The following is a 219-nucleotide window of genomic DNA, read 5'->3' as shown; positions in this document are numbered from 1 at the left end:
CCGTTCAACTTCCCGGCGATGATCCCGCTGTGGATGTTTCCGATGGCGATCGCCTGCGGCAACACCTTCGTGCTCAAGCCGTCGGAACAGGACCCGCTGGTGACCTGCCGCCTGGTCGAGTTGGCGCTCGAAGCCGGCATCCCGGCTGGCGTGCTCAACGTCGTCCACGGCGGCGAAGACATCGTCAACGGCATTTGCGACCACGCCGACATCAAGGCC

The 219-nt window shown here is 64.8% G+C and carries 1 protein-coding gene; it reads left to right on the top strand.

Translation table 11 applies throughout. The features are described 5' to 3' along the window. A partial coding sequence (locus tag ACX9YW_RS23770) for an aldehyde dehydrogenase family protein (RefSeq protein WP_460351298.1) occupies positions 1 to 219 on the top strand: 219 nt, incomplete at both ends.

This window comes from Pseudoneobacillus rhizolycopersici, from assembly GCF_054786815.1.
Note: the sequence above shows the minus strand (reverse complement) of the source record. Positions and strands in the feature narration are given on the sequence as shown.